Annotated in this window: 20 protein-coding genes; 16 read left to right on the top strand and 4 right to left on the bottom strand. The window is 74.1% G+C overall.

The genetic code is table 11. The features are described from left to right. The first annotated feature begins 61 nt into the window (after positions 1-61). A complete protein-coding gene (locus tag ACR9E3_RS10840) occupies positions 62-1,498 on the top strand; it encodes an MFS transporter (protein ID WP_460380239.1) in 1,437 nt (478 codons plus the stop codon). On the opposite strand, the gene ACR9E3_RS10835 is transcribed toward ACR9E3_RS10840, so the two are convergent. After that, positions 1,453-1,863, bottom strand: a complete 411-nt coding sequence (locus ACR9E3_RS10835) for a metallopeptidase family protein (RefSeq protein ID WP_460380410.1) — start codon at positions 1,861-1,863, stop codon at positions 1,453-1,455. The genes ACR9E3_RS10840 and ACR9E3_RS10835 overlap by 46 nt on opposite strands. Positions 1,864-2,096: 233 nt before the next feature. Between ACR9E3_RS10835 and ACR9E3_RS10830 the strand changes: the two genes are divergently transcribed. The 7 genes from ACR9E3_RS10830 (at position 2,097) to ACR9E3_RS10800 (ending at position 9,464) form a co-directional block, all read left to right on the top strand. Further along, a complete protein-coding gene (locus ACR9E3_RS10830) occupies positions 2,097-2,543 on the top strand; it encodes a DUF3499 domain-containing protein (protein WP_460380238.1) in 447 nt (148 codons plus the stop codon). Positions 2,544-2,684: 141 nt separating this feature from the next. Then, positions 2,685-4,118 carry a phosphomannomutase/phosphoglucomutase gene (locus ACR9E3_RS10825; RefSeq protein ID WP_460380237.1) on the top strand — a complete coding sequence of 478 codons (1,434 nt, stop codon included), beginning with the start codon at positions 2,685-2,687 and terminating at the stop codon, positions 4,116-4,118. Positions 4,119-4,141: 23 nt separating this feature from the next. After that, complete coding sequence (locus ACR9E3_RS10820) at positions 4,142-4,378, top strand: Trm112 family protein (RefSeq protein WP_460380236.1); 237 nt, start codon at positions 4,142-4,144, stop codon at positions 4,376-4,378. A gap of 6 nt (positions 4,379-4,384) precedes the next feature. Next, positions 4,385-5,506 (top strand): hypothetical protein, encoded by a 1,122-nt coding sequence (locus ACR9E3_RS10815; protein WP_460380235.1) that lies wholly within the window; start codon positions 4,385-4,387, stop codon positions 5,504-5,506. Positions 5,507-5,528: 22 nt separating this feature from the next. Next, on the top strand, positions 5,529-6,740 hold the full coding sequence (manA, locus tag ACR9E3_RS10810) for a mannose-6-phosphate isomerase, class I (protein WP_460380234.1): 1,212 nt from the start codon (positions 5,529-5,531) through the stop codon (positions 6,738-6,740). A 67-nt stretch (positions 6,741-6,807) separates the two neighbouring features. Beyond that, on the top strand, positions 6,808-7,761 hold the full coding sequence (locus ACR9E3_RS10805) for a cation diffusion facilitator family transporter (RefSeq protein WP_460380233.1): 954 nt from the start codon (positions 6,808-6,810) through the stop codon (positions 7,759-7,761). 164 nt (positions 7,762-7,925) lie between these two features. Next, on the top strand, positions 7,926-9,464 hold the full coding sequence (locus tag ACR9E3_RS10800; protein ID WP_460380232.1) for an amino acid permease: 1,539 nt from the start codon (positions 7,926-7,928) through the stop codon (positions 9,462-9,464). Between the two features lie 93 nt (positions 9,465-9,557). Here the strand turns inward: ACR9E3_RS10800 and ACR9E3_RS10795 are convergent, their stop codons facing one another. Beyond that, on the bottom strand, positions 9,558-11,228 hold the full coding sequence (locus ACR9E3_RS10795; RefSeq protein WP_460380231.1) for a long-chain fatty acid--CoA ligase: 1,671 nt from the start codon (positions 11,226-11,228) through the stop codon (positions 9,558-9,560). Positions 11,229-11,674: 446 nt separating this feature from the next. On the opposite strand from ACR9E3_RS10795, the gene ahcY reads away from it, so the two are divergent. The 8 genes from ahcY (at position 11,675) to secA (ending at position 24,151) form a co-directional block, all read left to right on the top strand. Next, complete coding sequence (gene ahcY / locus ACR9E3_RS10790) at positions 11,675-13,159, top strand: adenosylhomocysteinase (RefSeq protein ID WP_460380230.1); 1,485 nt, start codon at positions 11,675-11,677, stop codon at positions 13,157-13,159. 372 nt (positions 13,160-13,531) lie between these two features. Then, positions 13,532-14,248, top strand: a complete 717-nt coding sequence (locus tag ACR9E3_RS10785; RefSeq protein WP_460380229.1) for a dTMP kinase — start codon at positions 13,532-13,534, stop codon at positions 14,246-14,248. Beyond that, complete coding sequence (gene mtrA, locus ACR9E3_RS10780) at positions 14,245-14,922, top strand: MtrAB system response regulator MtrA (RefSeq protein WP_285657607.1); 678 nt, start codon at positions 14,245-14,247, stop codon at positions 14,920-14,922. Before ACR9E3_RS10785 ends, mtrA begins: the two co-directional genes overlap by 4 nt. Before the next feature lie 106 nt (positions 14,923-15,028). Further along, positions 15,029-17,146: an MtrAB system histidine kinase MtrB gene (gene mtrB / locus ACR9E3_RS10775; RefSeq protein ID WP_460380409.1), complete on the top strand. Its 2,118-nt coding sequence runs from the start codon at positions 15,029-15,031 to the stop codon at positions 17,144-17,146. Further along, positions 17,143-18,975: an LpqB family beta-propeller domain-containing protein gene (locus tag ACR9E3_RS10770; RefSeq protein ID WP_460380228.1), complete on the top strand. Its 1,833-nt coding sequence runs from the start codon at positions 17,143-17,145 to the stop codon at positions 18,973-18,975. The genes mtrB and ACR9E3_RS10770 overlap by 4 nt, the downstream gene beginning before the upstream one ends. A 102-nt stretch (positions 18,976-19,077) precedes the next feature. Next, positions 19,078-19,824: a ComF family protein gene (locus ACR9E3_RS10765; protein ID WP_460380227.1), complete on the top strand. Its 747-nt coding sequence runs from the start codon at positions 19,078-19,080 to the stop codon at positions 19,822-19,824. A 217-nt stretch (positions 19,825-20,041) separates the two neighbouring features. Next, positions 20,042-20,707 carry a ribosome hibernation-promoting factor, HPF/YfiA family gene (hpf, locus tag ACR9E3_RS10760; RefSeq protein ID WP_460380226.1) on the top strand — a complete coding sequence of 222 codons (666 nt, stop codon included), beginning with the start codon at positions 20,042-20,044 and terminating at the stop codon, positions 20,705-20,707. A gap of 132 nt (positions 20,708-20,839) precedes the next feature. Further along, positions 20,840-24,151, top strand: coding sequence for a preprotein translocase subunit SecA (gene secA / locus ACR9E3_RS10755; protein ID WP_460380225.1), 3,312 nt, complete (start codon positions 20,840-20,842; stop codon positions 24,149-24,151). Between the two features lie 94 nt (positions 24,152-24,245). On the opposite strand, the gene ACR9E3_RS10750 is transcribed toward secA, so the two are convergent. Together ACR9E3_RS10750 and ACR9E3_RS10745 are read right to left on the bottom strand one after the other, a co-directional pair. Continuing rightward, positions 24,246-24,794, bottom strand: coding sequence for an Rv3235 family protein (locus ACR9E3_RS10750; protein ID WP_460380224.1), 549 nt, complete (start codon positions 24,792-24,794; stop codon positions 24,246-24,248). A gap of 129 nt (positions 24,795-24,923) precedes the next feature. After that, positions 24,924-25,712 carry a TrmH family RNA methyltransferase gene (locus tag ACR9E3_RS10745; RefSeq protein WP_460380223.1) on the bottom strand — a complete coding sequence of 263 codons (789 nt, stop codon included), beginning with the start codon at positions 25,710-25,712 and terminating at the stop codon, positions 24,924-24,926. Between the last annotated feature and the right edge of the window lie 51 nt (positions 25,713-25,763).

Raw genomic sequence — 25,763 nt, 5'->3', positions numbered from 1 at the left:
GGCGGGCCCCGCGCCCTCGCTGCGGCCCACGCCGAAGCGATCCGGCGACATCGTCGGGGCCATGACCACCTCGGACTCGGGCGGGAGCGGCCGCGACCGGCTCGCCCTCGTCGCGCTGTCGCTGGCGTTCCTCGTCGTGCAGCTCGACGTCACGGTCGTCAACGTCGCCCTGGAGGCGATCGGCCGCGACCTCGGCGCCGGTGGCACGGCGGGCGGCGCCGCCGGCGTGGGCGACCAGCAGTGGATCGTCGCGTCGTACACGGTCGCGCTGGCCGCGGGCATGCTCACGGCGGGTTCGGCCGGCGACCGGGTCGGCGCCCGGAAGGTGTGCCTGCTGGGCCTGGGCCTCTTCGGGCTGGCGTCGGCCGCGTGCGCGCTCGCGCCGTCGATGCCGTGGCTGATCGCGGCCCGCACGGCGCAGGGCGTGGGCGCTGCCGCGCTCCTGCCCTGCTCGCTGGCCCTGATCGTCCGGCAGTTCCCGGACCCCGCGCGGCGCGCGCGGGCGCTGGGCACGTGGGGCGGGTTCGGCAGCCTCGGGATGGCCCTCGGGCCGCTCGCCGGCGGTCTGCTGATCACCCTGGTCGACTGGCGCGCGATCTTCCTCGTCAACGTCCCGTTCTGCCTGGTCACGGCCCTGATGGTCCGCAGGGCGGTCGCGCGTGCGGCCCCCGTACGCGCGGGGCGCCCCGACCTCGCAGGCCTCGCTCTGGGCACCCTGGCCCTCGGCGCCCTCACCGGCGGCTCCATCGAGGCTGGTCAGCGCGGGTGGGACGACCCCCTCGCCGCGGTCCTGCTGATCACCGGCGTCGTCGGTGCCGTCGCCGTGGTGCTCGTCGAGCGCCGGGTGGGCGCACCGATGGTGCCGCCGTCCCTGTTCGCGTCGCGGCGGTTCTCGGGAGGGGTCGCCGTCGGCGGCGTGTTCAACCTCGGCATCTACGGCGTGCTGCTCGTCGTGTCCCTCGTCCTGCAGGGGCCGCTCGCCCTCGCGCCGTGGTCCGCCGGGCTGGCGGTGCTCCCGATGACCGCCGCGGTCGCGCTCGGGTCGACGCTCTCGGGCCGGCTGACCGCGCGGGTCGGGCCGCGGGTCCCGATGCTCCTGGGCCTCGGCGCCGGGGTGGCGGGGTCGGGGCTGCTCGCCCTCGGCGGGTCGCGGCCCTCGGTCGGGCTGGTCGTCGCGGGCTCGGTGGTGCTCGGGTGCGTCTCGGTGGCGATGCCGGCGCTGACGGCGGTGGCGATGTCCGGGGTGCCCGCCGACCGCGTGGGTGTCGGCAGCGGCGTGCTCACCACCGCGCGCCAGGCCGGGGGCGCGCTCGGCGCCGCGGTGCTCGGGTCACTGCTCAGCCTCGGGCACGGCTCGCTCACCGGGCCGATGCTCGCCGCCGCGCTGGCCTACCTCGCCGGGATCGGCGCGGCCCTGGTGGCGACCCGGCCGACGCCGGGGCCGCCGGGGTCTCAGCCCTCGTCGCCGGAGATGGTGTCGGGCTCGACGCCGAGGTAGCCCGCGACCTGTTCGACGAGCACGTCGTGCAGCAGGTCCGCGAGGTCCTCGCCGTCGAGCGCGCGCGCCTCGAGCGGGCGGCGGTACAGCACGATGCGGGCGCGGGTGACCGCCCCACGGCGGTCCATGCCCGCGGGCACGAGGCGGGCCAGGGGCACCTCGCCGTCACCGAGCACCGCGTCGTCCTCCACCGGCGACCGGAGGCCGCCCGACGGCACCTCGGGGACGTCGTCGACGGCCACGTCGAGATCCGTGAGCTCGGCGCTCCAGCGCTCCTCGATGGGCTCGAGGGCCTCGAGCACGAGGGCGTCGAAGCGTTCCGCGCGGGTGCGGGCGGCGGGGGAGCCGGAGGGGTACAGCGGCATCCGCAGGCCCCGGCCGCGACGGTCGCGGCGACGCCGGCGCGGGCCGGTGACGTGCCCGGCGGACGGGGTGGCGCCCCGGCGACTCGCGCTCCTGGTCACGGCCCGGAGCCTACGCGGGGGCGCACAGGGGTGCGGTGATGTGCTCCGGACGCGCCCGTCCGTGCCCCCGCACGGGCCGACGCGCCCCGCGCGCCTGCCGGGCGGGGGCCGCGCGCGGGGCTATCGTGCGTGCCGTGCGAGGAGTGCGGAAGTGCTCACGGACCGGGTGTGGTCACGCGGCCGTGGCCACCCTGACCTATGTCTACTCGGACTCGACCGCCGTGGTCGGTCCGCTGGCGACGAGCGCCGAGCCCCACTCGTACGACCTCTGCGAGCGCCACGCCGTGCGCCTCACCGCCCCGCGGGGGTGGGAGGTCGTGCGCTACGAGGGCGAGTTCCCGGCCGAGCCGTCGGCCGACGACCTGACGGCCCTGGCCGAGGCCGTGCGCGAGGCCGGGCGGGCCGACCGCCCCCTCGCCGACACGGGGGTCGGGGACGGCCGCGCCCGCGTCACCGCGGGCCAGGGCCTCGGCGACGCCCTGCCGCCCGGGCCCGCGCCGGGCATGACCGGCGGCATCCCCACGACCACCACGGGTCGGCGCGGACACCTGCGGGTCCTGCCGGACCCGGCCTCCTCCTGACCCGTCCTCCCGGCGCGTCACCGTTCGACGGACGCGATCGCCCGGCGGCCACAGTGATCACCCCGGGGCCGATAGGCTGAACCCCGTGTTCAGCGTGCAGGCCAGGGACCTCAGGGACCTCAGGGACACGGAGCCGGAACGATGACCGCCGACACCGCACCCGACCGCGCCCAGGTGATCGACCAGGTCGTCAAGGCCTACGACATCCGCGGGCTCGTGGGCACCCAGCTCGACGCGACCTTCGTGCGCGACGTGGGCGCCGCCTACGCGCGCGTCCTGCTCGACGAGCAGGACGCGGGCACGGGGTCCGGGCTCGGCGGGGGCAAGGGCCTCGTCGTCGGGCACGACATGCGCGAGTCGTCGCCGGAGCTCGCGGACGCGTTCACCGAGGGCGTCACGGCGCTCGGCGTCGACGTCGTGCAGATCGGCCTGGCCAGCACCGACATGCTCTACTACGCGTCCGGCGCGCTGGAGATGCCGGGCGCGATGTTCACCGCGAGCCACAATCCGGCGACCTACAACGGCATCAAGCTGTGCCGTGCGGGGGCGGCGCCGGTGGGGCAGGACTCCGGGCTCGACGAGATCGCCGCGCTGCTCGACCGCGGCCAGGGGGCCGCGACCCCGGAGGCGTCGTCCGCCGAGCGCGGCGCGGTCACCCACCGCGACCTGCGGGACGACTACGCGGCGTTCCTGCGCTCACTGGTCGACCTGTCGGGTATCCGGTCGCTGTCGGTCGTCGTCGACGCGGGCAACGGCATGGCGGGCTACACGGTCCCGGCCGTGCTCGACCCCCTCCCGATCGAGGTCTACCCGCTCTACTTCGAGCTCGACGGCTCGTTCCCCAACCACGAGGCCAACCCGCTCGACCCGGACAACCTGCGCGACCTCCAGCGCGAGGTGGTCACGCTCGGCCGCGTCGACGCCGGCCTCGCCTTCGACGGCGACGCCGACCGCGTCTTCCTCGTCGACGAGAAGGGCGACGCGGTGAGCCCCAGCGCGATCACCGCGCTCGTGGCCACGCGCGAGCTCGCGAAGCACCCCGGCTCGACGGTCATCCACAACCTGATCACGTCCCGGGCCGTGCCCGAGATCGTCACCGAGGCGGGGGGCACGCCGGTGCGCTCGCGGGTCGGCCACTCGTTCATCAAGGGCACGATGGCCGAGACCGGTGCCGTCTTCGGCGGCGAGCACTCGGCCCACTACTACTTCCGTGACTTCTGGCGCGCGGACTCGGGGATGCTCGCCGCGCTGCACGTCCTGGCCGCGCTCGGCGAGCAGGACCGCCCGCTGTCCGAGCTGATGGCGCGCTACGAGCGCTACGCCGCCTCGGGCGAGATCAACTCGACGGTCGCCGACCCGACGGCGGTCATGGCCGAGGTCGAGCAGACCTTCGGCGACCGCGACGGCGTCACCACCGACGACCTCGACGGCCTGACGGTGACGCAGCCCGACGGCTCCTGGTTCAACCTGCGGCCCTCGAACACCGAGCCCCTCCTGCGGCTCAACGTCGAGGCCGCCGACGACGACGCCGTGGCCGCACTGCGCGACGAGGTGCTCGCGCTCGTGCGCGGCTGACCCGACCGAGAGGAGATCCGACGATGCCGCTCGGTCTGGACCCCGACCTGCTCGACATCCTGGCCTGCCCCGCGCCCGACCACGGCACGCTGCGCCCCGGCACGCCCGACGACGCGGACGCGTCCGCCCTGACGTGCTCCGCGTGCGGGCGGCGGTACCCGGTCACCGACGGCATCCCGGTGCTCCTGCTGTCGGAGGCGAGCGGGGGACCGGCGGAGTCGGACCCGAGGGCGGCGGAGCCGGACCCCGAGGGGCGGTGAGGCGCCGTGCTCGACGACGCCCTGCTCTCCGACGAGACGCGGCTGCTCGCCGCCGACCGTGACGGCGTCCTGCGTGCCGTGGCCACCGCGGGCGCCCAGGTGCGCACCACCGCGCAGGCCACGGTCGAGGCCGGCGTGCCCGCGGACCTCGCCGGGCTCCGGCCGCGCGCGCTGGTGCTGCTGACCCGCCCCGGCACCACCGAGTCGGCCTGCCGCCTGCTCGCCGCGCTCCTGACGCCCACCGCGCCGCTCCCGGTGATCGTCACCGGCGTCGCCCCGCCGTGGCTCGGCCCGCTCGACGTCGTCGTCGCCACCCACCGCGGGCGCGAGGGCGACCCGGTGGAGGCCGACGTGGCGGAGTCGGTGCACCGCGCGGTCCGGCGCGGTGCCCACGTCGTGCTCACCGGCCCGGAGGAGGGCCCGGTGGCCGCCGCCGGCGCCGGGCGCGCCCTCGCGGTGACGCCGCGGATGACGCTCGGGGTCCCGGGCGAGGACGCCGACGGGCTCGACACCGCGACCGTGCTCGCCACCGGGCTGGCCGTGGCGCGCGGGCTGGACCTGCTGGACATCGACCTCGACGCCCTCGCCGACCGGCTCGACGCGGAGGCCGAGCGCGACGGGCCGCGCGGGGAGGCGTTCGTCAACCCCGCCAAGAGCCTCGCCCTGCGCCTGGCCGAGCGCACCCCGCTGCTGTGGGGCGCCGACCCGGTCGCGGGCCTGCTCGCCGGCTACGGCGCGACGGTGCTGGCGACCCACGCCGGTGTCGTCGCCCAGGCCACGACGGTGGCCGCGGCGGGCGCCCAGCCGGCCCTGCGGGCCCGGCTGCAGGAGAGCTCCGGGGAGGCGTCGATCTTCGCCGACCCGTTCGACGACCCACCCCCTGCGGCGCCGCCGCGGCTGGTGGTGCTGGCGGTGCGCGAGGACCTCGCGGTGCGCCGGCTCGTGTCCGACGTCGGCGCGCGCCACCCGGGCGCCGACGTGCTGGAGATCGACGACGTCGACCTGGCCGGGGAGGGGCCGGTGCCGGACGCGCTGCGCGCGGCGGTGCTGGCCACCCGGCTCGACTTCACCGCGGTCTACCTCGGCCTCGCCCTCGGGGCGCGGGAGCCGGGCGTCCGGACCGCCTGAGGAGACGGAGAGGCACGATCTCGTGGAGGTCCTCAGGGGCAGCGTGCGCACGTACGCGTGGGGCTCCCGGACGCACCTGGCCGAGCTGCTCGGCGAGGACGTCCCGTCCCCGCACCCGCAGGCCGAGCTCTGGCTCGGCGCGCACCGCGACCAGTCCTCGACGGTGGGCGATCCGGAGCCCCGGCCGCTGACCGACGTGGTGGCCGACGACCCGGCGGGCACGCTGGGGCCGTCGCGGCGGCAGCGGTGGTCCGACCGGCTGCCCTACCTGCTCAAGGTGCTCGCCGCCGAGGAGCCGCTGAGCCTGCAGGCCCACCCGTCGGCCGAGCAGGCCGCGGCGGGCTACGCGCGCGAGGAGGCGGCGGGCGTGCCGCGCACGGCGGGCGACCGCAACTACCCCGACCCGCTGCCCAAGCCCGAACTGCTGTGTGCGCTCACCGAGTTCCACGCGCTGGCGGGGTTCCGCGACGCCGAGCGCACGGTGCGGCTGCTGCGCGCCCTCGACGTCCGGGCCTTCGACCACCACACCGAGCTGCTCGCCGCCCAGCCCGACGGCGACGGCCTGCGCGCGCTGTTCACCACCTGGATCACGCTGCCGCAGCGCGCGGTCGACGACCTCGTGCCCGCGCTGCTCGACGGCGCGGTGGCGCACGTCCGCGACCGCGGCGAGTTCACCACCGAGGCCCGCACCCTGCTCGACCTCGGTGAGCGCTACCCGGACGACGCCGGCGTGCTGGCCGCGCTGCTGCTCAACCGGGTCGTGCTGGCCCCGGGGGAGTGCCTCTACCAGCCCGCGGGCTCGCCGCACGCCTACCTCGCGGGCGCCGGCGTCGAGCTGATGGCGAACTCCGACAACGTCCTGCGCTGCGGGCTGACGCCGAAGCACGTGGACGTGCCCGAGCTGCTGCGGGTGCTCGACTTCGCGCCGGGCACCCCGACCCTGCTCAAGGGCGAGGGCACCGGGCCGGTGCTGCGGTACACGCCCTCGGAGTACTTCAGCCTCGCCCGCGCCGCGTTCGACGGGGACGAGGGGGAGGCCGACCTGGGGCTCGAGGGCCCGCGCATCCTCGTCACCGTCGACGGCGCCGTGCGGCTGCGGACGTCGCGGGGGCAGGCCCGCGAGGTCGGCAAGGGATCCGCGGTCTGGATCCCCGCCTGCGACGGCCCGGTCACGGTCGCGTCGGTCGACGGGCCGGCGCTGGCCTTCGCCGCCGCCGACGGCCTGGCCTCCTGACGGCTCCCGGCCAGGTCACACGTTAGGTTCACCCGGCACCCGCCCGGTCCATCCCTGGAGGCACCCCGTGTCCGCATCCGGAGGCGGCAAGGCGATCGTCGCCGCGCTCGCGGCCAACGCCGGCATCGCGCTGGCGAAGTTCATCGGCTTCGCGATCACCGGGTCGTCGTCGATGCTCGCCGAGGGCGTGCACTCCGTCGCCGACACCAGCAACCAGGGCCTGCTCCTGCTCGGACGCAAGCGGGCCCGGCGGGAGGCCGACAGCGAGCACCCCTTCGGCTACGGGCGTGACCGCTTCTTCTACGCGTTCGTGGTCGCGCTGCTGATCTTCTCGCTCGGCTCGGTGTTCGCGCTCTACGAGGGCATCCACAAGCTCACCGGCGAGTCCGAGGACCTCACGAGCCCGATCGTCGCGGTCGTGATCCTCCTGGTCGCCATCGGGCTGGAGGGCTTCAGCTTCCGGACCGCCGTGCACGAGTCGCGGGAGCTCAAGGGCGACCTGTCCTGGTGGGGCTTCATCCGGCAGTCGGTCAACCCCGAGCTGCCGGTCGTGCTGCTGGAGGACTTCGGCGCCCTCATCGGCCTCGTCCTCGCGCTGGCCGGCGTCGGGCTGACGATGCTCACCGGCGACGTCGTCTGGGACGCGATCGGCACGATCTCGATCGGCGTCCTGCTCGGGGTCATCGCGGTCATCCTCATCGTCGAGACGAAGAGCCTGCTGATCGGCGAGGGCGCCCGGCCGCCCCTGGTCCGCACGATCACGTCCTCGCTCGTCGGCGGGCCGGTGGAACGGGTGATCCACCTGCGCACCCAGTACCTCGGCCCCGAGGAGCTCCTGGTCGCCGCGAAGATCGCCGTCTCGTCGCAGCTGCCCACCGAGACCGTGGCCGAGGCGATCGACCACGCCGAGGCGCGGCTGCGCGCGGCCGTGCCGGAGGCGCGTCTGGTCTACCTCGAGCCGGATCTCGACCGGAGCGACGCCGGACCGGTCGACGACGCCCTGGACCCGTCGCCGCGCTGACGGGCGGCCTCGTTGGGCCGAACGGAGCAACACGGTGAACGCGCGGTCACCGATCCGCTCGTGTCCGTGCTCATGCGGGCTTCACCCGGCGTAGGGTCCCGCCGCACGCGTCGGGTCGTCGCTGGACGTCCCGGACCTTCTTGAAGCAGCGAGCGGGAGGTGCCATGACGTCGACGACCCCGCGGTCCCCTTTGTTGCGGACCAAGTCGGTCGAGCAGTCGATCGCGGACACGGACGAACCGGAGCACAAGCTCCGGCGAGATCTGACCTGGATCGACCTGACGATCTTCGGTGTCTCGGTCCTGGTGGGCGCCGGCATCTTCACGATCACCGCGCGGGTGGCCGGTGACGTCTCCGGCCCGGCCGTGTCGATCGCCTTCGTCATCGCCGCGATCGCCTGCGGCTTCGCCGGCCTCTGCTACGCGGAGTTCGCCTCGACGGTGCCGGTGGCCGGCAGCGCCTACACGTTCTCCTACGCCACGTTCGGCGAGTTCATCGCCTGGATCATCGGCTGGGACCTCATCCTCGAGTACGCGCTCGGCGCCGCGACCGTGGCCAAGAGCTGGTCGAAGTACCTCGGCCAGATCTTCGAGGCGGTCGGCCTCCCGGGGTCGGCGAAGGTGGACATCGGGATCACCGAGTTCGACTGGGGCGCCGTGCTCGTCATCGCGGTCCTCACCGTGATCCTGGTGCTGGGCATCAAGCTCTCGAGCCGGGTCAGCGCGATCCTCACGATCACCAAGGTGCTCGTGGTGCTGTTCGTGATCGTCGTCGGCGCCACGTTCATCCGGTGGGCCAACTACTCGCCGTTCATCCCGCCGGCCGAGCCGCCCAAGGAGGGCGGGTCCGGCCTGGACTCCTCGCTGCTCTCGCTGATCTTCGGCAGCGACGGCAGCACCTACGGCGCGTTCGGGCTGCTCGCCGGCGCCTCGCTGGTCTTCTTCGCCTTCATCGGCTTCGACGCGGTCTCGACCACGGCCGAGGAGACGAAGAACCCGCAGAAGGACCTGCCCCGCGGCATCCTGGGCTCGCTGGGCGTCGTGACCGTGCTCTACGTCCTGACCGCGCTGGTGCTCACCGGCATGGTCAGCTACACCCAGCTCAAGACCCCGCCCGGGACCGACGACACGGCCACCCTGGCCACGGCGTTCTCGCTGGTCGGCGCCGACTGGGCCTCGACGATCATCTCGGTCGGCGCCCTGGCCGGTCTCACGACGGTGGTCCTGGTGCTCATGCTCGGCCAGAGCCGGGTGTTCTTCGCGATGAGCCGCGACGGGCTGCTGCCGCGCAATCTCGCGCGCACCGGGCGCTACGACACGCCGTCGACGATCACGGTCATCATCGGGGTGTTCTGCGCGATCCTGGCCGGCTTCTTCGACGCCACGGTGATCGAGGAGATGGTCAACATCGGCACGCTGTTCGCGTTCGTGCTGGTGGCCATCGGCACCTGGGTGCTGCGCGTCAAACAGCCCGACCTGCCCCGCAGCTTCGTGGTCAAGGGGCTGCCGATCGTGGCCGTCCTGGCCGTGATCTCCTGCCTCTGGCTGATGATCAACCTGACCGCGGAGACCTGGATCCGGTTCATCGTCTGGATGCTGATCGGCGCGGTCATCTACTTCGCCTACGGGAAGAGCCACTCCGTGGTCGGGCGCCGCGAGCGCGGCCTCGAGTCGCCGGCCGCGACACCCACCCAGCCCGGGTGAGTCCTGACCGGCCCTGAACGGCCCTGGACACGACAGCGCCCCCGGAGCTCCGGCTCCGGGGGCGCTGTCGTCCGTGGGTCGGGCGCGTGCGGGTCAGGCCTTCGCGGGCGCCTGGTGGCCGGCGAACTTCTCGCGGAGCGTCTTCTTCGAGAACTTGCCGGTCGAGGTCTTGGGCACCTCGTCGATGAACACGACGTCGTCGGGCACCTGCCACTTGGCCACGCGCGAGGCGATGTGCTCGAGCACGGCCTCCCGGGTCAGCTCGACACCCTGCTTCGGGACGACGCAGGCCAGCGGGCGCTCCGACCACTTCTCGTCGGGGATCGCGATCACCGCGGCCTCGGCGACGCCCTCCATCGACATGATCTCGTTCTCGAGGTCGACCGAGGAGATCCACTCGCCGCCGGACTTCACGAGGTCCTTGGTGCGGTCGACCAGCTTCACGTAGCCGTACCGGTCGATCACGGCGACGTCGCCGGTCTTGAGCCAGCCGTCCTCGGTGAACTGCTTGCCGCCGTCCTCGTTGCGGTAGTACGACGCCGCGATCCACGGCCCGGCGGCCTGGAGCTCGCCGGAGGTCTCGCCGTCCCAGGGGAGCACCTCGCCGGTGTCCGGGTCGCAGATGCGCAGGTCGACCAGCGGCGCGGGCGTGCCCGCCGTCGCCCGGACGTCGGCGAGCTCGTCGTCGGACAGGCCGTCGTGGACGCTCTTGAGCACGCCGGTGGTGGCGATCGGGCTCGTCTCGGTCATGCCCCAGGCCTGGGTGATCGGCAGGCCGATCTTCTGGCGCCACGCCTCGGACAGCGACTTCGGCACCGCCGAGCCGCCGCAGAGCAGCAGGCGCAGGTCGGGGAGGTCGCCCTCGGAGAGCTCGGGCAGCACGCCCATCCAGATCGTCGGGACGCCCGCGGTCACCGTGACCCGGTGGTCGCGCAGGATGCCGGCGATCGCCTTCGGGGTCATGTTCGGCCCGGGCATGACGAGCGACGAGCCCGCGAAGATCGCCGCGTACGGCGTGCCCCAGGCGTTCGCGTGGAACATCGGGACGATCGGCAGCAGCACGTCGCGCTCGACGAGGCCCGCGACGTCGGCCATCAGCACCGCGATCGAGTGCAGCACCGACGACCGGTGGGAGTACACGACGCCCTTGGGGTTGCCGGTGGTGCCCGACGTGTAGCACATCGCGGCGGCCCGGTTCTCGTCGTCGATCTCGAAGCGGCCGGCCTTCGGCTCCACCGAGGCGAGCAGGGTGTCGTAGTCGGTGATGCGCTCGTCGTCGGGGATCGCCACGTCGGCGCCGTCGTCGATGACGATCACCTTGCGCACCGTCGTCATCTGGTCGACGTGCGGCCAGAACTGGCCGAACAGCGAGCGGTCGACGAAGACGACCTCGTCCTCGGCGTGGTTCGCGATGTAGATGAGCTGCTCGACGAAGAGCCGGATGTTCAGCGTGTGCAGGACGCGCCCGCTGCAGGGCACCGCGAAGTAGAGCTCGAGGTGCGCCGGGCTGTTCCAGCAGAACGTGCCCACCCGGCCCTCGGCCGAGACGCCGAGCGCGTCGAGCGCGGCGGCCGCCCGCCGGACCCGCTCGGCCCAGGTGCGGTAGTCGCTGCGGTGCACCGTGCCGCCCGCGCCCACGCCGACGATCGGCTTGTGGGCGAACAGCTGCTCGGCGCGGTGGAACACGTGCGGCAGGGCGAGCGGGTAGTCCTGCATCTGTCCGAGCACGTCCGTGGCCTCCTGGATCTCTGTGGTTCCGGTCACGCAATCCTACGGTCCGGCGCCCGGAATCACCCCCTCGCCGGAATCGACGACGGGCCGGTCACGCGCCGTGGCGCACCCGGTGTGATCCGGTCGACGCACTCCGTGTCGACGCGGAGCAGACCTGCGCGGACGGGTCACCGGATCCGTGCCTCCGGTCCCGCGCCCGGCGCGCTCCGGTTGACCGTCCATAGGGCCTGTGCTGGACTTCTCCCACGGCATCGATCGCACGTTCCCCGTGCGACGGAAGCTGTCGAGTGGCGCTGCAACGGCCGGTCTCCCGGCCGCCACGCTCGGCAGTGGTCCGCACCATCGCAAGGGCGCCTGTGGATGGTGGTGAACCGTGCGTCCGACCCCGTGACCTCCCGGCGTGTCCCGTCCGCCGGTCGAGACACGCGCCGAGGTCCCGTGGAGACGCGCGGACGACACACCCGAGAAGACGAGGAGTCATGACGAACGCAGTGGGCACCGTCAACCAGAAGCTTGCCGAGAAGAACGGCATCGACTTCGCCGTCGCCGACCTGAGCGAGGCCGACTTCGGTCGCCGGGAGATCCGGCTCGCCGAGCACGAGATGCCCGGGCTGATGGCCCTGCGCCGGGAGTACTCGGAGGCGAAGCCGCTGCACGGCGCGCGCATCTCCGGCTCCCTGCACATGACGGTGCAGACCGCCGTCCTCATCGAGACGCTGGTGGAGCTGGGCGCCGAGGTCCGCTGGGCCTCCTGCAACATCTTCTCCACCCAGGACCACGCGGCCGCCGCGGTCGTCGTCGGCCCGCACGGCACCCCGGACGACCCCAAGGGCGTCTCCTGCTTCGCCTGGAAGGGCGAGACGCTGGAGGAGTACTGGTGGTGCTGTGAGCAGATGATGACGTGGAAGGACGCGGACACCCGCGGTCCGAACATGATCCTCGACGACGGCGGCGACGCCACGATGCTCGTCCACAAGGGCGTCGAGTTCGAGAAGGCCGGCGTCGTCCCGTCCGTCACCGACGAGGACCCGGCCGAGTACCAGGTCGTGCTCGAGACGCTGCGCCGCTCGCTCGCCGACGACCCGCAGCACTGGACCAAGGTCGCGTCCGGCATCAAGGGCGTCACCGAGGAGACCACGACCGGCGTCCACCGCCTGTACGAGTTCTTCGAGCAGGACAAGCTCCTGTTCCCGGCGATCAACGTCAACGACTCGGTCACCAAGTCGAAGTTCGACAACAAGTACGGCTGCCGCCACTCGCTGGTCGACGGCATCAACCGCGCCGTCGACGTGCTGATCTCCGGCAAGAAGGCCGTGATCTGCGGCTACGGCGACGTCGGCAAGGGCTCGGCCGAGTCCCTCGCGGGCCAGGGCGCCCGCGTGACCGTCACCGAGTCGGACCCGATCTGCGCGCTCCAGGCGCTCATGGAGGGCTACGACGTCCAGACGCTCGACAACGTCATCGAGCAGGCCGACATCGTCATCACGACGACCGGCAACAAGGACATCGTCACGCTCGACCACATGAAGCGGATGAAGCACCAGGCGATCCTGGGCAACATCGGCCACTTCGACAACGAGATCCAGATGGAGAAGCTCGAGAAGAGCGACGCCACCCGGATCAACATCAAGCCGCAGGTCGACGAGTGGAAGTTCTCCGACGGCCACTCGATCATCGTGCTGTCCGAGGGCCGTCTGCTGAACCTCGGCAACGCCACGGGCCACCCGAGCTTCGTCATGTCGAACTCGTTCGCCAACCAGACGATCGCGCAGATCGAGATCTTCACCAAGCCCGGTGAGTACCCGATCGGCGTGTACCGCCTGCCGAAGCACCTCGACGAGAAGGTCGCCCGCGTCCACGTCGAGGCGCTGGGCGCCGAGCTGACCAAGCTCACGAAGGACCAGGCCGAGTACATCGGCGTGGACGTCGAGGGCCCGTACAAGCCGGAGCACTACCGCTACTGATCGGTCGCGGCAAGCAGATCGATCGTCAGCGCTCCTCCGTCGCGCTACCGACCGACCTGCGCCGCGCGCTGATGGTTGCGCCGCGTACTGACCGAAGGGCCCCTTCGCTCGACCTCGTCGAGCGACGGGGCCCTTCGCTCGTCACGGGGGAGGTCGCCCAGGGCGTGCGGTGAGATCAGGAGCGCGCTACGCACCTCCTCGGGGCCGCCGAGGTGCGTGGTGCACTCCTGATCTCCACGGGCGCGAGCCGTCGCGCACGACGCCCGTCCCCACGACTGATGCCCGTTCCGGCAGTGGGCGCCCCTCACCCGTCGATCCGACCGAAGGTGCCCTTCGCTCCGACCGCACGGGGCCGCCGCATAGGGTTCCGTCGTGGGCGCGATGGTGGCCGTCGAGGGGCTCGACGGCGCGGGGAAGGCGACGCTGGTCGCGGCGCTCGCGGACGCCGCCCGACGCCGGGGCGCGACGGTCGCGACCCACGCGTTCCCGCGCTACGACGCCGACGTGCACGCCGGGCTGGCGGGCGAGGCGCTGCACGGGCAGCACGGCGACCTGCGGGACTCGGTGCACGCCATGGCGGTGCTGTTCGCCCTCGACCGTGCCGGTGCCGCCGAGGACCTCCGCGCCGCGCGTGCCGCCCACGACCTCGTGCTCGTCGACCGCTACGTCGCCTCCAACGCGGCCTACGGCGCCGCCCGGCGCGGCGAGGACGTCGACGGCGCGTTCGTGGCCTGGGTCCGCGCGCTGGAGGTGGAGCGGTTCGGGGTGCCCGCGCCGGACGCGCAGGTGCTCGTCCGCGTCCCCGGCGCGCTCGCCGCGCAGCGTGTCCGCGACCGCGCCGCGGCCGACCCGACGCGTACTCCGGACGGGTACGAGTCCGACGCGGCCCTGCAGGCGCGGTGCGCGGATCTGTACGACCAGCTCGTCGACCGGACATGGCTCGCGCCCTGGGCGGTCGTCGACGCGGGCGAGGGGCACGCGGCACTCACCCGGACGGCGGAGTCGCTGGTCGCTGAACGCCTGATCAGCGGCCTGTCCGGCGACATTGCCCCCGGATCGTCGGTGAGAAGTGACACCATTGAGACATGAGCTCGCGAATCCTCGTGGTCGACGACGATGCCTCGCTGGCGGAGATGCTGACGATCGTCCTCGAGGGCGAGGGCTTCGAGACCACGGTCGTCGGCGACGGTTCTTCCGCGCTGCCCGCCCTGCGCGAGAACTCGCCCGACCTCGTCCTGCTGGATCTCATGCTGCCGGGGATGAACGGCATCGACGTGTGCCGGGCGATCCGGGCGGAGTCCGGGGTCCCGGTGGTCATGCTGACCGCCAAGACCGACACGGTCGACGTGGTGCTGGGGCTGGAGTCCGGCGCCGACGACTACGTGGTCAAGCCGTTCAAGCCCAAGGAGCTGGTGGCGCGCATCCGGGCGCGGCTGCGTCAGTTCCCGTCCGAGCCCGCCGAGCAGATGCAGGTCGGCGACGTGACGATCGACGTCCCAGCGCACCAGGTGCGCCGCGACGGGCGCACGATCCCGCTCACGCCGCTGGAGTTCGACCTGCTGGTGGCGCTCGCCCGCAAGCCGCGGCAGGTGTTCACCCGCGAGGTGCTGCTCGAGCAGGTGTGGGGCTACCGCCACGCGGCGGACACGCGGCTGGTCAACGTGCACGTCCAGCGGTTGCGCTCGAAGGTGGAGGTCGACCCGGAGCACCCCGAGGTGGTGCTGACGGTCCGCGGGGTGGGGTACAAGGCCGGCCCACCCTGATCTGCAGGAGCCCGTCGTGACGGGCCTGCTCACGGGCCTGCGCCGTCGCCTCGACCGGTTCGTCGCCGAGCGGACCGGCCAGGTCCGCGTGCTGTGGCGACGCTCCATGCAGCTGCGCGTGGTGCTCTCGACGCTCGCGATGTCGATCGTCGTGGTGGCCGTGCTCGGGCTCGTGCTGCAGACCCAGATCGCCGACCGGCTCGTCCAGGGCAAGGAGCAGGCGGCGCTCATCCAGGCCGACATCTCCCGCCAGGCCCTCGAGCGCGACCTCGCCCGCATCGACCCCGACCGCGACGGCGCGCAGGCCGTGCTCGACGACGTCCTCGACCGCCTGTCCACGAGCGGGCAGGACCCCGGCCAGGACGGTCTGACGCGCGGCAACGACCCGGCCAGCGACGCGGGCGCGTTCGACGCCGTCCTCATCGCGGGCTCGGACACCGTCGGCGGGGTGCCCGGCGCCCTGCCGACCGTGCCGGACGGGCGCAACGTCGAGGTCAGCGCCGGGCCGGCCCAGGTCATCCCGCCCCAGCTGCGCGCCCCCGTGCTGCAGGGCTTCCTCGCCACCAAGTACCTCACCGTGGCGTCCTCGGGCCAGGCGGCGCCGGTCCCGACGCTCGTCGTCGGCCAGCCGGTGCGCACCGCCGGGCGGAACCTGCAGCTCTACCTGCTCTTCCCGCTGTCGGCCGAGCAGCGCACCCTCGCGCTGGTCCAGAGCACGCTCGCGCTCGCGGCCGGCGTGCTGCTCGTGCTGCTGGCGGGCATCTCGTCGGTGGTGACGCGGCAGGTCGTGCGGCCGGTGCGCCAGGCCGCCGACGTCGCCGAACGCTTCGCCGACGGCCACCTCGACGAACGGATGCCGGTGCACGGCGACGACGAGGTCGCGCGCCTGGCGGAGTCGTACAACGAGATGGCGGCGAGCATCCAGTCGCAGATCCGCCAGCTCGAGGAGTTCGGCGCGCTGCAGCGCCGGTTCACCTCCGACGTCAGCCACGAGCTGCGCACGCCGCTGACCACCGTGCGGATGGCCGCCGAGGTGCTGCACGCCCAGGTCGACCCCGGCGACGCGATGGCGACGCGGTCGGCCCAGCTGCTCGTCGACGAGCTCGACCGTTTCGAGGGCCTGCTCGGCGACCTCCTCGAGATCAGCCGCCTCGACGCCGGCATGGCGGAGCTGGGCCTCGACCTCGTGGACGTGGGCGCGGTCGTGCGCCGGGCCGCCGAGACCGTGCGCCACCTCGTCGAGGAGACCGGGACGCCGCTGCTGCTCGACCTGGGCGACCAGGACGGCGAGCAGGTGCTCGCCGAGGTCGACGCGCGGCGGGTCGAGCGCATCCTGCGCAACCTGCTCGCGAACGCCATCGACCACGGGGAGGGCCGGCCGATCGAGGTGCGCCTCGCCGCCGACGACGGCGCGCTGGCGGTCGTCGTGCGCGACCACGGCATCGGCCTCAAGCCGGGCGAGGCCGGGCTCGTGTTCAACCGGTTCTGGCGTGCCGACCCGTCGCGCCAGCGTCGCAGCGGCGGCACCGGACTGGGCCTGGCGATCAGCCTCGAGGACGCCCGCCTGCACGGCGGCTGGCTGCAGGCGTGGGGCGAGGTCGACCGCGGGGCGGTGTTCCGCCTGACCCTGCCGCTGCGCCACGGCGAGCGCCTGCGCACCAGCCCCCTGCCCCTGCTGCCCGTCGCCGCCGCGCCCGCGGCCGCGGAGCCCGGCATCCACGACGGCGCGCCCACCGCGGGGACGGCGATGCCGCCCCTGTCCGAGGACTCCGACGGGACCGACGGGACCGACGAGCCGGAGGGTGCCCCGGGAGCCGACGAGATCGACGACCTGGACCGGGTCGTCGACCTCGACGACCTCGACGCGGTGGACGACCTCGACGCGGTGGACGACCTCGACGCGGTGGACGACCTCGACGATCTCGACCGGGTCGACGACCTCGACGGCGTCCACCCCCACGACGGAGCCGACCGCGCCACCGTTGACGGCCGCGCGGCGATCGACGGGCACGACACCACCGACGACCTCGATGCGGCCGAGAGTCGCGACTCTGTCGATGGTCACGACACCGTCGATCGTGGCGACGTCGCCCATGGCCGCGACACAGCCGGCGGCAGCACGACCGGCGATCGCGACTCCGCCAGTGCCCGCACCCGCGGTTCCGGCACGGACGTCCCCGCGCCCTCACCACCCTCCGATCCCGGCTCGTCGGTGGTCCGGTGACGCGCCGCCGGACGGTCGGGCGGCTCCTGCCGGCACTGCTGCTGGCGCTCGTGCTGGGCGCCGGGTGCGCGTCGGTGCCCGGGTCGTCGGACGTCACCGTGCTGCGCCGTGTCGGCGACGCCGCCGAGCCGACCGCGCCGCCCGGCCCGGCGCGCAACGCAGGCCCGCTGGAGACGGTGCGCGGCTGGGTCCTCGCGTCCGGCGCGACCGCCGAGCGCCACCAGGCCGCCCGCGCGTTCCTCACGCCCGGCGCGGCCGGCACCTGGGACGACGGGGCGGCCCCGATCGTCGTCAGCGACCAGGTGGACACGGTGTTCGCGGACCGCCCGGTACCGGCCGGCGAGGCGACCGTGCGGATCCGCGCCACCCAGCTCGGCGTGCTGACCCCGGAGGGCGTCTTCAACGCGGGCGTCCGTCCCGTCGAGGTCGACGTCGGCCTCACCGAGCAGAACGGCCAGTGGCGCATCTCGTCGCTGCCGACCGGGACGATCGTGCGGCGCTCCGACCTGCGGGCCAGCACCCGCCCGGTGCGCACCTGGTTCCTCGACCCCCAGCACGACGCCCCCGTCTCCGACCCCCGCTATCTCGCGACGAGCCCGGCGCGGTCGGTGCCCACGCGCACGCTGCAGTACCTGCTCGCCGGGCCGTCGGAGTCGCTGGCCGGCGCCGCGGTCAGCGCCCTGCCGGTCGGCACGACGCTGCGCTCCGACGTCACGACGACCGCGGAGGGCACCGCGGTCGTCGACCTGTCCCGGACCGGGGCCCTCGACGACCCGCGACGTCGCGAGATCGCCCAGCAGGTGACGCTGACCCTGGCCGGGATCGGCGTCTCACGGGTCCGCCTGCTCGTCGACGGCGCGCCCTTGCTCCCCGTGACGCCCGAGGTCGACGTCACCGACGCGCTGGCGGGGCTCCCGCCGGACGTCGCGACGCGGCCCGACCTGCCGCTCGACCCGGTCGTCGGCGGGCCGGGGGAGTCCGACGTCCCCGTGCTCGTCGCCGACGACGGGCGGCTGCGGCTGCTCTCGGGCGAGCCGGCGGGCGGGCCGGCCGGCCGCGGCACGTACCGCGCGGTCTCGGCGTCGGCGAGCGACGAGGGCGAGGTGGCGGTGGTGGCCGAGGACGGGGGCGCCGCCGATCCCGCCGTGCGGCGGGCCCGGCTGCTCACCGGCCCCGGCGGCTCGGAGCTCACGCCGAGCGGGATCGAGGGACGCTCGATCGCGCGTCCGTCGTGGACCCCGGACGGCACCGAGGTCTGGTCGGTGGTCGACTCGACGACCGTCGTCCGGGCCGGCCGCGAGAGCCCCGGGAGCCCGGTGCGTCCGCTGGCCGTGGACGCCTCGGGGCTCGCCGCCGCCGGGGTCACCGCGCCGCCGGGCTCGCCGGGGACGCTGTCCGCGCTGCGCGTCTCGCCGGACGGCGCGCGGGCCGCGATCGTCGCCGGGGGCCGGGTCCTGGTGGCCGCGATCGCCCGCGACGGTGTCGGCGGGGCGCGCCTGGGCTCGGTCACCGCGCTGCGTCCCGAGGCCCTCGACCAGGTCCTCGACGTCGGCTGGACGCGCACCGACCAGCTCGTCGCCGTCGGCAACCGGGCCGACCGCCCGGTGACGCTCGTGTCGGTCGACGGCCTCGACCTCGAGTCGCTCCCGACCACCAACCTCACCCCGCCGGTGACCGCCGTCGCCGCCCGCCCGGGCCGACCGCTCGTGGTGGCCGACCAGGGCGGCACCTGGACCCTGCCCCTCGGCGGCGGGAGCGCCACCGGCGGCGACGTCTGGCAGTCCGTGTCCGGCTTCGGCTCGGGGACCGTGCCGGCGTACCCGGGCTGAGCCGAGCCGCTGGGCCGTCCGCCGTCCCCATCCGCCGGATGCGTCCCCAGGGCCCGGGGTCGCTGCTGGCCCGGTCGCGGGCCGCGGCGCGAGGCTGGGCGTGTGGACCCGCGTCCCGGTCTCGGCCCCGCGTTCCTCGCCCTGGCCGACCTGCTCCTGCCCGCCCCGTGTGCCGGGTGCGGCGAGGCGGGCGAGCGCTGGTGCGGACGCTGCCGCGACCGCTGGCGGAGCCCGGGGCTCCTCGACCTGCCGGGGCTGCCGCCGGTTCTCGCGCTCGCGCCCTACGCGGGCAGCGCGCGCGAGGTGCTGCTCGCCTACAAGGAGCGCGGGCGCCGCGAGCTCGCCCGCCCGCTGGCGGGTCTGGTCGCCGCGGCGCTGCGCCACGGCGAGGTCCCGCCCGCCGCGCTCGTGCCCGCGCCCTCCCGGCCGGCCGCGGCCCGGGCCCGCGGGGGCGACCACGTGCTGCGGCTCGCACGGGCGGTGGTGGCGGGGTCCGGTCGATCGGGCGCCGACGTGCCGTGCGTGTCCCGCGCCCTCGCGCTGGGCCGGCGCGCCGCGGACGCCGTCGGCCTCGACGCCGCCGCCCGCGCGGACAACCTCGCGCGCCACCTGCGGCTGCGCCCCCGGGGCCTGCCGCCGCCGGGCTGCGCGGTGGCGCTGCTCGACGACGTCCTGACGACCGGGGCGACCGCACGGGCCGCGACGGCCCTGCTCGCCGCCGCGGGCCGTCCGGTGGACGTGGTCGTGGTGCTCACCGTGGCCGATCCCCGCGCCCGCTCATCACTCGTCCGAGTGGGGACGCGCGCGTCGCGCGGGTCTCACCCGCCCGGAGTCCGTGACGGCCGGTGACCGACCCGGTCGGGTGTCGTCCGTGGGACGGCATCGGGCAGATCGGACCTACCGCGAGAACGGTCGGAGTCACTACGGTGACGGCCACATCCTGAGTCGGTGAACGACAGGAGGCGCGAACGTCGCAGTTCACGCGGTCTGGCTCCCGGCGAGGACATGGACGCCCTCCACCGGAGCACCGGGCCGCGCAACGTGTCCCCCAACCGGGAGGTCGTCAATGGAGATCGTTCTCTGTGGACGCAACGTCGAGGTCCCCGATCACTTCCGCGAGCACACGGCCGACAAGCTGGCCCGGCTCGAGCGCTACGACCACAAGATCATGAGGCTGGAGGTCCAGCTCTCCCACGAGCCGAACCCCCGCCGGTCGAAGAACTGTCAGCGCGTCGAGATCACGGGCCGTGGACGCGGCCCCGTCGTCCGCGGCGAGGGCTGTTCCGCCGACTTCTACTGCGCGCTCGACCAGGCCGTGGCCCGTCTCGAGGCCCGTCTGCGCCGCGCGCACGACCGTCGTCGCGTGAGCCACGGCCGGCGCGTGCCGGTGTCGGTGGCGCGGGCCCTCGGGGGGATCGCGTCCCCGGAGACGCCGACCGGGTCCGCGGCGGCCGCCGCGACCGACCTGCTCGAGCGCGAGCTCGCCGAGCAGCCCTGGTCGGTGGACGTCCCCGCGGCACGGGAGCCCGCCGAGGACACCGACGAGTACCTCCCGGGGCAGATCGTGCGGCACAAGGAGCACGACGCGATCCCGATGACCGTGGACGACGCCCTCTCCCAGATGGAGCTCGTCGGCCACGACTTCTTCCTCTTCTCCGACAAGGCCACCGGGCGCCCGAGCGTCGTGTACCGCCGCCACGGCTACGCGTACGGCGTCATCGCACTGGTCTGACTCGCCCGGCACACCGCACGCGCGCACAGGGCCCGTCCCCCGAACACCTACGATGGGGGGCGGGCCCGTGCCGGTGCGCGCCACCGGACGGCTCATCCGTGGCGCCGACGAAGCACGAGCGAGGTCACTACCGTGGTCCTGAACCGACTGTTGCGCGCCGGCGAGACGCGCACGGTCAAGCGCCTCGGCAAGATCGCGGACTACGTCGACACGTTCGCCGACGAGACCGCCGAGCTCAGCGACGCCGAGCTGCAGGCCAAGACCGACGAGTTCCGCGAGCGCTACGCCGACGGCGAGTCGCTCGACGACCTGCTGCCGGAAGCGTTCGCCGTCGTGCGCGAGGCCGCCAGCCGCACCCTGGGCCAGTTCCACTACCCCGTGCAGCTCATGGGCGGTGCGGCGCTGCACGAGGGCAACGTCGCCGAGATGCGCACCGGCGAGGGCAAGACCCTGGTCTCGACGCTGCCGGCCTACCTCAACGCGATCGCCCAGGAGGGCGTCCACGTCGTCACGGTGAACGACTACCTGGCCCAGCGCGACTCGCAGTGGATGGGCCGTGTGCACCGCTTCCTCGGCCTCGAGGTCGGCGCCATCTACTCGGGGATGCCGCAGGAGGAGCGCCGGGCGGCGTACCAGGCGGACATCACCTACGGCACGAACAACGAGTTCGGGTTCGACTTCCTGCGCGACAACATGGCCTGGTCGAAGGCCGAGTGCGTGCAGCGCGGGCACTCGTTCGCGATCGTCGACGAGGTCGACTCGATCCTCATCGACGAGGCCCGCACGCCGCTGATCATCTCGGGTCCCGCGGAGCAGAGCGCCCGCTGGTACACCGAGTTCGCCCGCCTCGCCCCGAAGATGACGCGCGACGTCCACTACGAGGTCGACGAGCGCAAGAAGACCATCGGTGTCACCGAGGAGGGCGTGTCCTTCATCGAGGACCAGCTCGGCATCGAGAACCTCTACGAGGCCGCGAACACCCCGCTCGTCGGCTACCTGAACAACGCCGTCAAGGTCAAGGAGCTCTTCCTCCGCGACAAGGACTACATCGTCCGCGACGGCGAGGTCCTCATCGTCGACGAGTTCACCGGCCGCGTGCTCGTCGGGCGCCGCTACAACGAGGGCCTGCACCAGGCGATCGAGGCCAAGGAAGGCGTCGAGATCAAGGCCGAGAACCAGACGCTGGCCACGATCACGCTGCAGAACTACTTCCGCCTCTACGAGAAGCTCTGCGGGATGACCGGTACCGCCCAGACCGAGGCGGCCGAGCTCTCGAAGACCTACAAGCTCGGGGTGGTCACCATCCCGACCAACAAGGACCCGAAGCGCCTCGACCAGCCCGACCTCGTCTACAAGACCGAGCCGGCCAAGTTCGAGGCCGTGGCCGACGACGTCGCCGAGCACTTCGAGCGCGGGCAGCCGGTGCTGATCGGCACCACGAGCGTCGAGCGCTCGGAGTACCTCGCGAAGCTGCTCACCGAGCGGGGCGTGACGCACTCGGTGCTCAACGCCAAGTTCCACGAGCAGGAGGCGCAGATCATCGCCGAGGCCGGCCGGCGCGGCGCGATCACGGTGGCCACCAACATGGCCGGCCGCGGCACCGACATCGTGCTCGGCGGCAACCCCGACTTCATCGCCGACCAGCGGCTGCGGGCCCAGGGCCTCGACCCGGTGGAGTCGCGCGAGGAGTACGAGGCGGCGTGGGACGAGACGCTGGCCGAGGTCAAGAGCGAGGTCGAGCGGGAGGCCGAGGAGGTCAAGAAGGCCGGCGGCCTCTACGTCCTGGGCACCGAGCGCCACGAGTCGCGCCGCATCGACAACCAGCTGCGCGGCCGCTCCGGCCGCCAGGGTGACCCGGGCGAGTCGCGGTTCTACCTCTCGCTGGGCGACGAGCTCATGCGGCGGTTCAACGGCGCCATGGTCGAGTCGATCATGACCCGGTTCAACCTCCCCGAGGACATGCCCATCGAGGCCAAGATGGTCTCCCGGGCCATCCGCAGCGCCCAGACGCAGGTCGAGCAGCAGAACTTCGAGGCCCGCAAGGACATCCTCGAGTACGACGAGGTGATGAACCAGCAGCGCACGGTGATCTACGCCGAGCGCCACCGCGTCCTCGAGGGCGAGAACCTCTCCGAGCAGGTCCAGAACATGATCGTCGACGTGGTCACCGCCTACGTCGACGGCGCCACGAGCGAGGGCTACAGCGAGGACTGGGACCTCGACAAGCTCTGGACCGGGCTGGGCCAGCTCTACCCCGTCGGGGTCTCGTGGGAGGAGATCCTCGAGGAGCACGACGACGTCGACCGCGACTACCTGGTCGAGGTGCTCACCGAGGACGCCCTCGAGTCCTACGCCCGTCGCGAGGACGAGATCGACCGCATCGCGCCCGAGGGTGGGATGCGCGAGCTCGAGCGGCAGGTCGTCCTCTCGGTGCTCGACCGCAAGTGGCGCGAGCACCTCTACGAGATGGACTACCTCAAGCAGGGCATCGGCCTGCGTGCGATGGCCCAGCGCGATCCCAAGATCGAGTACAAGCGCGAGGGCTACGAGATGTTCACCTCCATGATGGAGGGCATCCGCGAGGAGTCCGTCGCGTTCCTGTTCAACCTCACCATCCAGGTCGAGGAGCAGGCCCCCGTCGACGCCGTGCCGGGCGCCAACCCGACCACGGACACCAGCGTCCAGGCGGCCATCCGCCCGGACACCCCGGACCCGCGCCAGACCCCGACCACCTCGGGGGCCGCGCCGCTGCCCGTCGACCCGCGCCTCGCGAGCGCGCCGACCGGGGCGATCCCGGTCGGACGACGCGCCGCCGGCGCGCCGCCGGCCGGCCCCGGGTCCCCGGCTCCGGGCGCTCCCGGGGCCCCGGCGGGCCCGCCCGGATCGGTGCCGCCCGCCGCCGCCCCGCCCGCGGCGGCTGCCCAGACGGCCCAGACGCCCCAGGCGCCCCAGGTGCCGACGGGCCGCAGCGGCCGGGGTCGGCCCGGCCGCGGACCCGCGCCCGGCTCGCAGCGCCCCGGCGGTGGCCGGGACGGCCGCGCCGGACAGCGGGACGGTCAGCGCACCGCCCGTGACGGCCAGCGGGGCGCGGCGCACGCGCAGGAGCCCGACCTCGGCCCCACCACCGCCGCCGGCCCCGCGCTCTCCCAGCTCGGGCAGGACGCGCTGCCCGACGCCTTCCGCGGCGCGGGTCTCGGTGGCCGACGCCCGCAGGAGCTGAACTACAGCGGGCCCGACGAGGACGGCCACGCCGCGCGGCACGCCGCCGACGGCAACGGCTCGGGCAACGGCTCGGGCAACGGCGCCGGCGGCGGCCGCGCCGGCCGGGCCAACCCGCAGCAGGCGCGCCGCGCCGACACCCCGTCGCGCAACTCGCCCTGCCCCTGCGGCTCGGGACGCAAGTACAAGCAGTGCCACGGGGCGCCGCCCCGCGGGCCGGCCTGACCAGCCGGTTCTGCCCGAGCCGCCGGCTCCACCTGACCCGCCGGCTCCACCTGAACCGCTCGCTCCACCGGCTCCACCTGCTCCACCGCCCGCGTCACCCCGGGCACAGCGCCACCACGCGCCAGCGCCCGGGGTCGGCCGGACCGTCGTCGGCCCGTTCGAGCCGAGCGGCCAGCGCCCGCACGCGGTCCCGCCCGTGCACGACGGCGGAGACCTCCACCGCGCGCGGGCCCAGCGCGCAGACCCGCAGGCCGCGGAGGTTCGCCGCGGCGGGTCCGGAGGCCGGTGCCCGGACGGTCGCCCCGCCCCGAGCGGCCGACGGACGGGCGGCACGGGCCAGCGTCTGCAACGCCGGCCCGCTGAGCAGGGCGTCCAGGTGCCCGGGCGGACGTCGGCCGGCGAGCACGTCCGCGACGGCGCCGAGCAGCCGGGCCGCGACAGGGCGCAGCGTGGCGGCGAGCCGGTCGAGGTCGTCCTGGTCCCGGCGAGGGTCGAGGTCCGGGGCCGCCGCGGGGACGGCGGCCCGTGGGGGAGCGGGCAGGACCTCGGCCAGCGGGCGCACCCGCGGCGCGGGGACGTCGCCGACCCGGCGGGCCCGAGCGGGGACGGGGGACGGCGCGGTGGCGGTGAGGATCGTGCTCACGACAAGACCTCCCGGGCAGGCGGCGGACGCGCACGCGACGCGTCCTCCGAGCGGAGCCGGGGGAGGACCGGTCCACGGGGACGGCGCCGAGCGTAGGCGCACCGTCCGACAGCCGAGGGCCGTTCCGCGCTACTGCTGCTGCCGGCGGGCCAGCTCGAAGCAGGCGACCGTCGCCGCGCAGGCGGCGTTGAGCGACTCCACCCCGGCGGCCAGGGGGATCGTCACCGTGCCGTGGAGCTCGTCGCGCACGTTGTCGGTGATCCCGTCGGTCTCGCCGCCGACCACGAGCGCGACCCGCCCGGGCAGCTCGGCGTCGAACAACGGGGTCCCGCCGGAGCCGTCCAGCCCCAGCAGCACGAACCCCGCCTCGGCCAGGGCCGCCAGGCCGTCGGCGGCCGTGCGGGCGCGCAGCACGGGGGCGTGGAAGGCGATGCCGGCCGAGGCCTTGACCACGAGCGGGTCGATCGACGGCGCCCCGCGGCGGGGCAGCAGGACGCCCTCGAGCCCGGCACCGGTGGCCGAGCGCAGGATCATGCCCACGTTCGCGGGGTTCGTCAGGCCGTCGAGCACGAGCACCCGGGCGTCGGCGGCGTCCGGGAGCTCCTCCAGGAAGTGCTCCACCGTGCGCATCCGCGGGGCGACGACGTCGGCGAGCACCCCTTGGTCCTGTCGTCCGTTGCCCGCCAGCACCTTGACCCGTTGCGCCGACGCCCGCTGCAGCGTCAGCCCGCGGGCCCGCGCGGCCTCGGTGAAGGTCCGCACCGCGTCGCGGTCGACGCCGTCGGCGAGCACCACCTTGTCGACGGTCAGCTCCGGGTCGCCGAGCGCCTCGAGCACCGGCTTGCGCCCGTACACCGTCACGAAGGCGTCCTTCGGCGACACCGGCCGATCGGTCCGTGAGCTGGGTGAGGGCGACATCACGACCAGCCTGGCAGACGCCCCGACGCCCGGCTCGGCACGCGGCCCTGT

Source organism: Actinomycetospora sp. C-140 (assembly GCF_054796175.1).
Note: the sequence above shows the minus strand (reverse complement) of the source record. Positions and strands in the feature narration are given on the sequence as shown.